At 31.4% G+C, this 13,612-nt stretch carries 11 protein-coding genes; 6 read left to right on the forward strand and 5 right to left on the reverse strand.

Going from position 1 to position 13,612, the window contains the following annotated elements; all coding sequences use genetic code 11:
- Window positions 1-267 precede the first annotated feature (267 nt).
- The 5 genes from HN894_02930 to HN894_02950 all read right to left on the reverse strand — a co-directional run bounded on the left by HN894_02930 (window position 268) and on the right by HN894_02950 (window position 6,113).
- Complete coding sequence (locus tag HN894_02930) at window positions 268-1,458, reverse strand: glycosyltransferase family 2 protein (GenBank protein MBT7142267.1); 1,191 nt, start codon at window positions 1,456-1,458, stop codon at window positions 268-270.
- A gap of 295 nt (window positions 1,459-1,753) precedes the next feature.
- A complete protein-coding gene (locus HN894_02935; GenBank protein MBT7142268.1) occupies window positions 1,754-2,365 on the reverse strand; it encodes an acyltransferase in 612 nt (203 codons plus the stop codon).
- Between the two features lie 26 nt (window positions 2,366-2,391).
- Window positions 2,392-3,594, reverse strand: coding sequence for a glycosyltransferase (locus tag HN894_02940; GenBank protein MBT7142269.1), 1,203 nt, complete (start codon window positions 3,592-3,594; stop codon window positions 2,392-2,394).
- Window positions 3,595-3,607: 13 nt separating this feature from the next.
- Window positions 3,608-4,747, reverse strand: a complete 1,140-nt coding sequence (locus HN894_02945) for a glycosyltransferase family 4 protein (GenBank protein ID MBT7142270.1) — start codon at window positions 4,745-4,747, stop codon at window positions 3,608-3,610.
- 154 nt (window positions 4,748-4,901) lie between these two features.
- Entirely contained in the window at window positions 4,902-6,113 is a 1,212-nt protein-coding gene (locus tag HN894_02950; protein MBT7142271.1) for a glycosyltransferase, read from the reverse strand.
- A 255-nt stretch (window positions 6,114-6,368) separates the two neighbouring features.
- Here HN894_02950 and HN894_02955 point away from each other — a divergent pair, with 255 nt between their 5' ends.
- The 6 genes from HN894_02955 (at window position 6,369) to HN894_02980 (ending at window position 13,482) form a co-directional block, all read left to right on the forward strand.
- On the forward strand, window positions 6,369-6,803 hold the full coding sequence (locus HN894_02955; GenBank protein MBT7142272.1) for a hypothetical protein: 435 nt from the start codon (window positions 6,369-6,371) through the stop codon (window positions 6,801-6,803).
- A gap of 181 nt (window positions 6,804-6,984) precedes the next feature.
- Entirely contained in the window at window positions 6,985-9,246 is a 2,262-nt protein-coding gene (locus HN894_02960; GenBank protein ID MBT7142273.1) for a TonB-dependent receptor, read from the forward strand.
- 58 nt (window positions 9,247-9,304) lie between these two features.
- On the forward strand, window positions 9,305-9,658 hold the full coding sequence (locus tag HN894_02965) for a cation transporter (GenBank protein MBT7142274.1): 354 nt from the start codon (window positions 9,305-9,307) through the stop codon (window positions 9,656-9,658).
- Between the two features lie 174 nt (window positions 9,659-9,832).
- Entirely contained in the window at window positions 9,833-11,686 is a 1,854-nt protein-coding gene (locus tag HN894_02970) for a hypothetical protein (GenBank protein ID MBT7142275.1), read from the forward strand.
- Window positions 11,687-11,929: 243 nt separating this feature from the next.
- Window positions 11,930-12,394, forward strand: a complete 465-nt coding sequence (locus HN894_02975; GenBank protein ID MBT7142276.1) for a VOC family protein — start codon at window positions 11,930-11,932, stop codon at window positions 12,392-12,394.
- 23 nt (window positions 12,395-12,417) lie between these two features.
- Window positions 12,418-13,482: a T9SS type A sorting domain-containing protein gene (locus HN894_02980; GenBank protein MBT7142277.1), complete on the forward strand. Its 1,065-nt coding sequence runs from the start codon at window positions 12,418-12,420 to the stop codon at window positions 13,480-13,482.
- Window positions 13,483-13,612: the final 130 nt, after the last annotated feature.

Here is a 13,612-nt window from a genome sequence, read left to right on the forward strand (position 1 = left end):
AACAGGCAATTTTTATAAAACAATTTATTTTTGATGATATTTCTATTTTCTTCATGCAGTAAATGCTTTTGTATTAGACAAATGAAAAAAATAGAAATATCGCAAAAAGAGATGTTTTTAATTTTGAACTGTTTTCTTAGAACCACTATATAGTGCCTTTGGCATTTCAATATCATTATGCCCATTTATAATCTACGGTCTTTTGTCTAATTTTTACTGTCTCTAAATAGCAAGTATTTAGGATAACAATTTTGTTAAAACAATTAATTAGCCTCTCTTAGCTCTTTCCCATTTTACTGATTGTTTGCCTTTCATAAACCTTGCAAAACCAAGATATACCGAAAGATTCATAATGAAAAAATAATAGGGGATAAACAGAATTTTAACCTTAATTTTCCGATGTTCTAAAAACCAGCCAAGCAAAGCTGCAATATAAAATACGATTTGGCCGTAGAATAAAAAGGAATATAAGTTTAAGTTATTTAAGCCGCCAATATTATTTGCAAGCAAAAAATTTAGAGGGATTAATAATAACAATCCTATAGGTGCTAATGTCCATCGCAGTACACGATGTGAAATGTATTGAAATGATAAAACGCCATATTTAAACGGATTTAGCAATTCTTTTAGCCTGATAATTGACTGAATACCTCCTGCAGAAATTCTAACCTTTCGTTTTAATTCCTCTTTAACATTTGCCGAAGCTGTTTCAATTGCATAGGCATTTGGGTTGTACTGTATGGTGTAGCCTTTTTTTGCTACACGCAGCGAAACAATAAAATCGTCTAATAAAGTGTCCGGCTCGACATGTTGAAACAATTCGGTTCGAATTGCAAAAAGCTCACCGGCAGCACCAACTACAGAATAAAGTTCGGCATCCCATTTTTTAAGTGTCGATTCGTATTTCCAATAAATACCTTCACCTGCTCCGGCGGCAGCATCAGTCTCGTTGCTAAAAATTCTTTTTTCGCCCGAAACGCAACCTACTTTCGGATTGGCAAATAAATTAACTATCTCGCGAATAGATTCTTTGCCAAGTTGTGTATTTCCATCAGAGAATATTACAATTGGAGTTTTCACAAAATCCATTCCTCTGTTCATTGCTCCAATTTTTCCGGCTCTTGCATCTTGATGGTGCACTTCAACTCCTTCATATTTTCTTAACAAATCAGGAGTTCCATCATCTGAACCATCGGTTACCCACACATGTTTCACTTTTTCTTGTGGATAATCCATCTCGAAGGAGTTTTTTATTTTTTCGTCAACATAATCCTTTTCGTTGTAGGCGGCAACGAATAATGTAACTTCAGGTTCGTAATTTTCATTTCCCTTGAATGGCTTATGAATTCCAAATATTCGTCGTATTTTTATAATAATATATAGCAGAATGCCATATCCGAGATAGGAATAAAAGATTATGAATAAAAATAGCCAAAAAAATATCTCTACTGTTTTCATTTTAATTTGATTAAATTTATAAACTAGTTCAAAACAATGAAACTAAGCAATTAGATAAATAGCTTAAGCTATCAGTTTTGTCTTGAATTGATCTATAAAACATGTTAAGTTTTGTGTATTTTATTATAAATAAAGGTTCAAAATTTTAATAATATCTAAGTTCTCTTTCCTAAGAACTATTTGCTTTTTTCTCATATAAACAGTTAGGAGAATATAAAATTATTTATGCCAAATACATCATAATTAATTGAATTCATCACCATCTGTAAAAAGAATTTTTCTAATTAAATATCAATTATTTTTTCGATTTCGGACGTTCCCATTCCCCTGTTTCATGATTATATTGTTTGATAATACGTGCAGGATTTCCGGCAACTACAGAGAATGGAGGAACATCTCTTGTTACTACGCTTCCTGAGGCAATTATGCTATGTGTACCAATTTTAAGTCCTTGAATAACAACAGAGTTCCCGCCTATCCAAACGTCATCTGCAACAACTGTCCGATTTGGCATTACTCCCTGTTCTTTAATCGGTACAGAAGCATCTTCGAAATTGTGAGTAAGTCCTGTAATTTGTGCTCCACTTCCAATTGTTACCATGTTTCCAAGTGTTACAGGTCCTACGAGTTTCACTCTTGAAGTTACGCCACATCTGTCGCCAATTATGATATCTCCCATACCATTATTTATGATTGCGTAGTCTTCGATAATTGTGCGATAACCAATTTTGAACTTTTTCCCTGGAATTAAATCTAATCTGGCTTTTCGTTTTATTATCGCTCCTTTACCTTTTTTTATCATAAATGGGTAGGCAAGTATTCTAAACCACAGTCTTGGACGCGTAGCATAGCTGTGAACCATTAAATAATGGAGAAACTTTTTTAGTTTTGGTTTTCCTTCTAACATGATAGTTTAAATTATATAGTTAAATATTATTTTTTTACTTTATCTAATGCACTCCATATTTCGTTTACATTATTTTCCCAGGAATGTGTTAGTGCATATTCTCTTCTTTTTTCGGCAATTTCAGGAGTGTGCTCATCTATGGCTTTTTGAATCAATTCAATGTAGTCTTCTTTTGTTACACCAAGATAAACCCAGTCGGCAAAATATTCCATAGCTTTGGTTTGTGTTGCTACTACCGGTTTTCCCATTGCAAGATATTCGTCAATTTTTCTGGGATAGTTTCCAACAGTGGTAATATTTAAAATTTGAGGATTAAGGCATACATCAAATCCTTTAATAAAATTAGGAAGCTGATCGCCAGGTTTTGAGCCTAAAAAGTGTACATTTGGCATCGAGTGCAATTCCGATTTTTTAAAGGCATCGTCTTCAGGGCCAACCAAAACCATTTGCCATTCTTTTTTTGTTTTTGCAATATGCTCTAACAATTTAATATCTAATCGAATACTGGCTATACTACCAACATATCCGATTATAGGTTTTTTGATTGTAGTCAATTCCTCTGCAATGTCAATTTGTCGTTCTTTATAATCGAACAAAGAAACATCGCAACCTTGTCCAACCATATAACTGTCGGGGTTGAATTCCTGGGAATATTCAGAATAGTAAAGCGAATTTGTTACAACTACATCTGCTTTTTTTATGATAATTGCCTCCATTCTTTTCCCATGTGTATTCCAAAACGGAAATGGGCTATTTACCAAATTGTCTCTAATATAATAAATATGTGAATCGTATTCGAGATATTTATCAAGATGAGAGCCCAAAAACATAGAACTGTCGTTGAATAAAATATAGTTTTTGAAATTTAAACTCTTAATTGCAGAATTGACTTGTTTTGCAAAGCGTTTTGAATTTATTTTATTGAAAAAATCAAAAATACATTTGCTGGAAACACTATTTACGGGCTCGACTATAGTGGGCGGATTAAATTCCCAAAGTTGATCCATTACTTTTGAAATGGGCTCTTTTTTACCTTTGATTATCTCAATTCTCCTTGCAATATGTTTTGCATTTTTATTTTTGTAATAGTCAAGCCTGTTTATAGGATTATTAATATACAAAACCCTATTGTGTTTAGACATTTCAATTGCAATGTTTTTGCAATTACTACCAATTTCTATATCCCAGGCTTGGATTCCTACAACTACAATATCCCTATTTTTTATCATGACTTAATTTTTTTTATGCAAAGTTTTCGTATAATTTAAGAACATCTATTGCCATATTTTTCCATGAGAATTTTTCGGATCTTTTCAGGCCTTTTTCTATTAGAATATCTCTGAATTCGTTGTCTCCTTGAATTTTAAATATTGCTTCAGTTATTTCGGCAGGTTTATATGGATCGACAAATAAAGCTCCGTCACCTGATACTTCGGGCATCGAAGAGGTATTTGAAGTGATAACGGGAACACCACATCGCATGGCTTCGAGCATTGGTATTCCAAAACTTTCTCTTAGCGAGGGATATAAGAATATATTGCACAATGAATAAATTGCCGGAAGGTCGGTATTTATAACATATCCGGTTAAAATTATGTGTTCTCGTAAAGCTTTGTCGCCAATTTCAGCAAGGAGTTTCATTAATTCTTCTTCATCGTAATCTAACATTACTAATTTGTAATCGTCAGTAGATTTTTTTCTAAAATCGGAATAGGCTTTCAAAACTCCTTTTGTGTTTTTTTTAGGGTCGGTATTTCCGAGGAAAAAGAAAAAATCGTCTGGTAATTTGTATTGACTTTTTACTCTGCTTAGTTCGCTCTGAACTGTAACTTGTTTAAAATGCCTGCTAACTCCATTATAAATTGCATGAAGTTTGTTTTCTTTTAATTGGAAAAAATCAGAAATTCTTTTCTTTTCAAAATTTGATACAGTGATGAGAATATCGCAGTTTTTAACAATTTTTGGTACATACCATCGGCGATATACATTTCCAAATTTTTGGTAAGAAGTCCCTTTATCAGTTAAAATACCAAAATAGCTTTTCTCCATATATATAATGTCGTGAAGAGTAACTATAAGTGGAATATTTATTTTGTTAGGAGCAGTGTTGCTGGTGCAATGCAAGATATCGCACTTTTCTTTCATAGCTGCTTTTGGTAGTGCAAATTGCTCCCAAGTAGGGTAGGGGCCACCACTAAGTTCAACTATTTTGAAGTTTTCGGTTTCTTGAAGGCAGCTTTTGTCTATATCTGGTTTTACAAAAATTACGTATTCGTTTTTTTTATCAATCAATTGTAGTTCTCTGATAAGTTCAAGGGCAACCATGTCCATTCCGTGTTTTTTCTCCCTGAAAAGTCGTTGTCCTTCTATTCCTATTTTCATGTTTTTTCTTTAATTATACTTTTCTAATAACCAATAATTTAACAATTAATAACAATCAAATTCACTAACATAAACAATCATAAAGATACAATTTTTTACAAATTATTCATTTTTTCAATAAAAATCAGCTTTTTTAGACATTCATATTTCAAAATCAATCTTCAGTTCCATGCGTAGTGTGGATGAATTTTTTGTTTGCTCCACGAAGTTTTAGGAGCGATAGTCCCATAATAAAAAATGCTTTTGGTAATGTCAAAACTGCAATCAGTGTATTTTTGTTCCAGAATTTTCGAGGAATCGAAAAAATAAAGGCAACAAAAACAATAGTGAAAACAAGTAGCCACTCACAAACATTGTAATAAAACCATGAATTCAGAATTTCAATATTGATAATTTTAATTATTCCATAAAATATTGTGATTATCGCAGTTCCGCCTAATAGTAAAACTCTTGGTGGTTGTACCATTTGATATACTTTGTCGAAAAAGTCGATATTCCCTTTAAAAAACAAATGAAACAAACCTGCGAAAAAGAATCTCCGGAAATATACAAATTGAGCCGAAAGCCAACGGCGGCGTTGATTTGCAAAAACTTCTGATTTCTGTACTTTTTCGTCGTAAACCAGAGCTTCATTAATATATTCGATTTTGGTTTTATTTCTTAAAAGCTTCAATTCTAACTCTTTATCGAAGCCTCCAACTGCCTTAACTTCTGCCATAGTATTTTTGAAGAAAGCATAATCGAAAGCCATTCCTGAACCAATAAGCGCTGATGATAATCCAAGAACTCTATGACCTTTTCTGAAAATATGATTATTAACTTCCTCGCTTATAGCATCTAAAATGGCAAATGATGTATTCACATTTTTTGCAACCCGATGTCCTTGAACTACTTCAAAACCATTGTCGAATGCATTGTTAACTTTGTTCAGAAATTCTTTTTCCATTAAATTGTCGGCATCTAAAATTACAGCTACATCGTAGTCATCGCCAATAGTTTGCATAGCTTTATTCAATGCTTTCGATTTTGTGCTAACCTCAAATGAAACTTCTACAAGTTTGATTTTGAGCTTTTTCAGTTCATCTAAAGTTTCTTGTTTAAAGGAATCTGCTATTATAACTACATCAAATTTTTCGCTTGGATAGTTCTGATTTAATGCGTCTTTGGCAACATCAATAATTACCGAATCTTCTTTGTATCCGGGTATCAAGACGGCGTATTTCCTAAGTTTAGTAGTTTTAGATTTTTTTTGTTTATATCCAAAAATTCCTGCAAAAGCAAAAATAAAAATATATACAGCAGCAAAAGCAAGATAAACATATAATGCAATTTCAAGAACATTAAACACTAATTTTAATATCTCCATTTTTAGAATTTAGTAGAAAAATAAATCAAAATTTCAAACCGTTCAAATTTATTCCTTTTTTTCATTTAAAAAAAAATTATGTGAATTTAAGCTCTTAATTTTAATATTCTCTATTTTGTCGGAAAGACGGGAAATGATTGAAATTTTTCACAGTTCATGAACAATTTTAAATAATTCTTAAACTGATATTGTTAAATTTTTGTTAAGTTGTATAATAACAACGATTTACTTAGGTTTTTGGAATAATTTTGCAAAATGAAACAGTACTTGAAAAATATTCTTGTATATCTGACAGCGATTACTTTTATGTTCTCGGTTTTAGGATTTGAGCTCGTATATCAAAATTGTGGCAGTTGTTGTGGAGATTCCATATCAATTGAACTATTCAGTGATGTTAATAAGGAGAATTTACAAAACCAAAACGAAAATGTTTGCAAAGAAGATTGCTACACAAAAAATCAAGATGATGAAAATAGCTGCACAGAGGAATCAAAATATTTTTCTATTCAATCGCCTTTTATAAACAAAAGTACGTCTAAAATAAGCTACAATAATGCAATTGTGCAATTTTGTTATTTATTTAGTAAAACTTTTGATACAAATATTTTTGCAAGAAAAGTTGATTTTAATGAAAAACTGACTTTAGTAAAAATCCCGATTTTACTGCTGACCAGCAGAATAATTCTTTGAGAATTTCTGAATAGCTTTCATTTTTCATTTCAGTTTAAACACTGTACAATTTTGGGATAATTTTATTTATTTCATAAAAAAGTAATGCATTAATATGGCTTTAGCCAAAAACAAAATAATATCACAAATAATAAATTAATTATTTTAAAATTGTGATTTGATAAATAGTAAAAAAATAAATATGAAAACGATATATAAAGTATTAATAATCTTAATGTTAATTATGATTATAAATGTAGATAGGATTTTTTCCCAATCTGCAAAATTAAAAGGAGTGGTAAAAGAGCGGAATAGTACAAATGGTATTGAAAAATATGAACCGCTAATAAATGTAAATATTTATTGGCAAGGTACAACCCAAGGCACCGTGAGCGACCAAAATGGAAACTTTGCTATTGAGAAACTTAAAAATGGTAATAATAACTTAGTAATTAGTTATATAGGTTATGAAACCGATACTATTGAAATTGATAATCAAGAAAATGAAATTGAAATAATTTTGTCGTTGAATAATCAATTAAAATCTATAGAAATAGTTGAGAGAAGGCTTAGTAGTTTTGTTTCAAAAATAGAACCAATTCATACTCAGCTTATTATGGGTGAAGAATTAATGAAAGCTGCATGTTGTAATTTGAGCGAGAGTTTCGAAACAAATGCTTCGGTGGATGTTGCTTATAGCGATGCAGTTACCGGTGCTAAGCAAATAAAACTTCTGGGGCTTGATGGAAAATATAGTCAGATCATGACAGAGAAATTTCCTTTTATCAGAGGTTTATCATCAATGTTTGGTCTTGGATATATTCCGGGTTCCTGGATGGAATCTATTCAGGTTTCGAAAGGGACTGCATCGGTTGAAAATGGATTTGAATCCATTACCGGACAAATAAATGTAGAATACAAAAAGCCTGATAAAGGTGAGTGGTTGTATCTAAATGCATTAGCTAACGACAAGGGCAAAACTGAGGGCAATTTCAATGCTAGGGTTGAACTGAACGATAAGTGGAGCACTATGATTTTGGCTCATGCAGAACAAAATGGTTTAAAGCACGATTTCAACAATGACTTGTTTTTAGATCAACCTATGCTCGAACAGATAAACTTTGTCAATAGATGGAAATACAACTCAAATAAAAATATTATTACCCAATTTGGAGTTAAATATTTGGAAGAAAAACGACAAGGCGGACAGATTTCCTTCGACCCTGACCTTAATAGAGATACAAATAATGCTTATGGAATTGGCATAGATTCAAAATATATGGAAATATTTCATAAAGGAGGATATATATTTTCTCGTTCTAAGACAAGCTTAGCTATGATTCAGTCCTATTCTTATTATAATCAAAATTCATTTTTCGGACTTAAAGATTATGAAGGTGAGCAAAAGTCTTATTATCTTAATTTGTTGTTTAGTAGCTATTTGTGGAATACTTTCCATACATACAAAACTGGTTTAAGTTTGGTTTACGATGATTTTGAAGAATCTCTCGAAAGCTCAAGTTTAGCTATTGATAGTCTTTATCTTAGAACGGAAAAAATTCCCGGTGCCTATTTTGAATATACATATGCAATTCCGGAAAAGTTAACAATAATGGCAGGAATGCGATATGACTATCATAATATGTTTGGAGGTTTTATTACACCTCGTTTTCATTTCAAATATAATCTTTTTGCAAATACTATTTTGAGAAGTTCTATCGGAAAAGGCTACAGAACTCCAAATATTTTTGCTGAAAACAGCTACCTTCTTGCAAGTTCAAGAACAATCTCCGTTTTGGAGGAAATTAAGCAGGAAGAAGCATGGAATTATGGAATTTCACTCAATCAAACCTTCTTAATTAAATCGAAAGAAGTTTCAGTAAATATAGAATTTTACAGAACCAATTTTGAAAATCAATTGATTGTTGATATGGATAAAGATATTTCTCATGTCTATTTTTATAATTTAAATGGAGAGTCGTTCTCAAATAGTGGGCAAATCGAAATTTTATTCGAGCCAATAAATCATTTAGATGTTTTGACTGCTTTTAGGATTACCGATGTAAAATCTACAATTAATAACGAACTAATTAGCAAGCCATTAGTAAATAGATACAAAGGATTATTAACAATGTCGTATATGACAGAATTGAAAAAATGGCAGTTTGACTACACATTGCAAATCAACGGAGACGGACGATTGCCAAATACCGAAAGTTTGCCCACAGAGTATCAAATTGGCGATAATTTTCCGGCATATAGCATAATGAATGCACAAATAACAAAGTATTTCAAACAATGGAATATATATTTAGGTGTTGAGAATCTTACAGATTTCACTCAGGAAAACCCTATTATTGCTGCAAACAATCCTTTCGGAGAGTACTTTGATTCCTCTTTGGCATGGGGACCTTTGATGGGTAGAAAATTTTACTTGGGATTGCGTTTTAATATTAACGAATAAATATTGTACTTTTGTAGTTTGTTTATTAGAATTTATTGAAATATTAGAGAATATGATTATGAAAAAATTGAGATTTATTATATTGATTATTAGTATGTTGATTATTCAACATTCTGTTGCACAAAATTCAAAAGAGGTAGCTGTAATTAAATTCAAATCCGATGTTAAATGCAATTCATGCAAAAGCAAAATCGAAAAAGACATGTCTTTTACGAAAGGAGTAAAATCTGTAAATGCCTGTATTGATTCGAAAATAGTTACTATCCGATATAGAACAGACAAAACCACTGCCGAAGATATTGAAAAAGCACTTGTGAAAGCAGGTTATGGGGCAGAAAAGCAAGGAGAAGCAGTAATTGAAAAGAAAAAATCGAAGAAAAAATGGTTCTCTAAAAAAGAACAAGATAGTTAGAGACAGAATATTTAGTAAGATCAAAATATTTTTGTCAAAATATGTAGCAAATTGTTCTATTCCAAATTGTTTCTGCATCAATGAAAAAGCTATAGTAGTAGTTTCGCAAATAAATTATTGTGTTTAGCTTTTCATAAAAAATCTTTATTTAAAATAGAATTAAAAAAAAGAATAATGTTTAAAACTCATTCATTTCATATTCCGGTTATGGGAATTGGATTTACAATTGATACTCCCCTTAAAGTTTCTCAATTTGGAATAGATTCTGTAATTTCGATTGTTGACGATATACTTCTTGAAAGAATAAGAAAAGTATATTGCGAAAAATTTGAGATTCCATATCAGGAAATTTCAAAAAAAACTAAGGACTTCAGAGCCAAAAGAATAACTTCATATCTGAACTTAATTAATCACTTAGCAGAAAAAAAGTTCGACGAGTTTAAAAATACTATTCATGAAAAAGGCAATGAACTGAAGGAGTATTTTAATATGCTACCCGATAGTTCATCTATCAATCAGGAATTTAAAAGCTTTTCGACAAAATATTTTAATGTAAACGATATAAAAAGCTGGATAAAAGAAAACTTATCGATGGGCAGTATAGATGTAAACATTATGACCAAAATTGATAAGGATAATTACAGTAAAAACGAAAAGCTTCCTATTGAATATAATGATGCTCACGCTGCACTTCGAGGTTTTGCCAACAGCGATTTGCATTCGTCATTGGTACTTTCGGCAGGAATGAATCCTCGTTTATATGGATATTTAGAGCAATTCGATGATTTTTTCCCAAACGAAAATGGAGAAATCAAAAAGAAAATTGTTCTGAAAGTCAGTGACTACAGGTCGGCTTTGATTCAAGGTAAATTTTTGGCTAAAAAAGGAATTTGGATTTCAGAATATAGAATCGAGTCCGGATTAAATTGCGGTGGGCATGCTTTTGCTACAGAAGGATTTTTGTTAGGTCCTATTTTGGCTGAATTTAGAGACCATCGTAAAGAACTTGTAGAATCTGTTTTTGAAGTATTGACAAAGTCTTTAGCAACTAAAAATCGTTCAATCCCAAAAAATGAATTAGCTGTAAAAATTACTGCACAGGGTGGTGTAGGTACTGCCGAAGAGCATCAATTTCTTTTAGATCATTATCAGGTCGATTCAGTAGGTTGGGGTTCACCTTTTCTTTTGGTTCCTGAAGTATCTACTGTTGAAGAAAAGACTAGAAATCAGCTTAAAGAAGCTAAAGAAGAAGATTTGTATTTAAGCAATATTTCCCCTCTGGGAGTGCCTTTTAATAGTTTGAAAGGTAACACAAAAGATATAGAAAAATTGGCTTGGGCCGAAAAAGGAAAACCTGGCAGCCCTTGCCCTAAAAGGTATCTTATTTCGAATACTGATTATACTGAAAAAGCAATTTGTACAGCTTCGCATCAATATCAAAAATTGAAATTGGAGGAACTAAAAGAAGAAGGGCTTTCTCAAAGTGCTTATCTCAAAAAATATGCAGAAATTATTGACAAATCATGTATATGCGTAGGCTTAGGAACCTCGGCCTTAGTTGAAAACAATATTGATACAAAGAATGAAGGAGTGGGAGTTTCAGTTTGTCCCGGACCAAATATAGCTTACTTTTCAAAAATAATGAGTCTGAAGCAAATCACCGATCATATTTATGGAAGAGCTAATATGATTACAAGAAACGATCGCCCAAATATGTTTATTAAAGAATTGAAAATCTACATAGATTTTCTCACAGATAAAATTGAAGAGACTAAATCGTCTTTGACAATCCAACAAGAAAAATATTTTTTGTCATTTTTGAAAAATTTGAATGAAGGAATTAATTACTATCATGGATTGTTTTCGGATATGAAAAATATTTTTGAAGATTCTAAATCGAATATTTTAAACTGTTTGGAAACGAGCAAAAAGACACTACAAACTCTAAATAGTAAAATTGAAAATGGGAATATTCTGAAATTCCCTCAAATAAAACCTAAGCAAAAGGAGAAGAGTTTGGTTTGGTAAATCATATTTTTTTGTTTTTACAATATTTTCGTAATAATAAATCTGATAGATTTTGATTGATTAGCATTTAATTAGTTATTTCAACGCTTAACTTCTAATTGTAATATTCCCAATTTTGGTTTAGGTTTTCTTTTATCGAGAGAAGTGAAATGAAGTAAAATTTTGCATGATAAGAATTACAATATTAGCAGTAATATTGAAAATTATTGAAGTTGTAATACTCCAAATTGTGAGAAAAAAGATATGAAAGATTTAAAAAACAAAGCCGAGGAAACAAGCGTAGCTAACGATACAACTCCAAAAGTAACAGGTATTGGTGGTATTTTCTTTTTTTTGGAAAATCCTGACGAAACGAAAGAGTGGTATGCAAAAAATTTGGGGCTTGAAGTAAATGAATGGGGCTCAAGTTTCGAATTCAGAAATGCCAACCAACCCCAAAATATAAATTATCTTCAATGGAGCCCTTTTAAAAATGACAGCAAATACTTTGAACCTTCGAAAAAGGAATTTATGATAAACTATCGTGTTCAAAATATTGAAGGACTCGTAAAGAAATTGAAAGATAATGGTGTTAGCATTCTCGACAGCATTGAGACATACGATTATGGAAAATTTGTTCATATTATGGATGCTGAAGGAAATAAGATAGAATTATGGGAGCCAATCGACAGTATTTTTACAGCAATGGGTGGCAAAACAACGAAGTAAATTATTGTTTTTATTTAATATAAATGAAGAGAATTCTTATATACGTTTTTCTATTCTTAGTTTGCCAAAATATAAATGCACAGGAAGATACGGCTATTTATTCTTTTTTTGCGGCGGGTCATACATATGGAAATCCAAACTCGCCTCATCTTGGCTTACATTACCCTTTTGTCGATTTTTTCCCTTATTTGAATAGTTTCTCGAATATGAACTTTGGTATTTTTACTGGCGATGTTGTTGTTTTCGGGACCGCAGAATATTGGGATGCTGCGCAGGAAGATATTGATAAGTTAAATATGCCAATATATATAGCAGCTGGAAATCATGATATGGGCTCAGAGTTTACAAGCCGATTTGGTAATTATTATTATAGTTTCCTTCATAAGGATGATTTATTTATAGTGCTAACTCCCGGATTAAACTCATGGAACATAAGTGGGAATCAATTAGAATTTCTGGAGAATACTTTGGATAGTAACCATGCTTTCGTAGATAATATATTTATTTTTATGCACGAACTAATATGGTGGAGCCCAACGAATGAGTATCAAGCTGTTGAAATAAACTACGCAAGTCATTATCCCGGATCAACAAACTTTGATACTATTGTAAAACCTTTGTTGCTGTCTTATTCAAATAATATTACAATCTATGCAGGCGATTTAGGGTGTACGAATTCAGTATCTCCATTTATGTATCATCATTTTGATAATGTTACTCTTATAGGTTCAGGAATGGGTGGTGGTGTGAGAGACAATATAATAATTACTAATGTTTTCGAAGATTCAGTTTACTATGATTTAGTTGCCATAAATGGTTTGGACCAGAATGCTTTGGGTGAAATTTACGAATACATTCTTAATACTGAAAGCATTTTTCAGTTTGAATACAAAATCAGTATCTTTCCCAATCCTGCCAATCAAGGATTTTTTTATATAGAAAATGAATTTCATATAGATTTTCAGTTACATATCTATGATTTGTTGGGGAAAAAAGTGCATTCTTCATATGTTCAGAAAAATAGTACTGCAAAAGTTGAAACAAAATACTTTAATTCGGGAGTATTCTTTTTACATCTTCTAACCTGAATAATTCATAAATTTTCGTCTCGAAAGTTCAAAATGTGTGTCAGATTTGAACTACCACAGATTTTTATTTTTGAGTAATAGCGAGCTATTTTGATGGAATAAAAATTGAGGACGGTCAAAGATGATGTGC

It is taken from the genome of Bacteroidota bacterium (assembly GCA_018692315.1).
Lineage (GTDB): Bacteria > Bacteroidota > Bacteroidia > Bacteroidales > JABHKC01 > JABHKC01.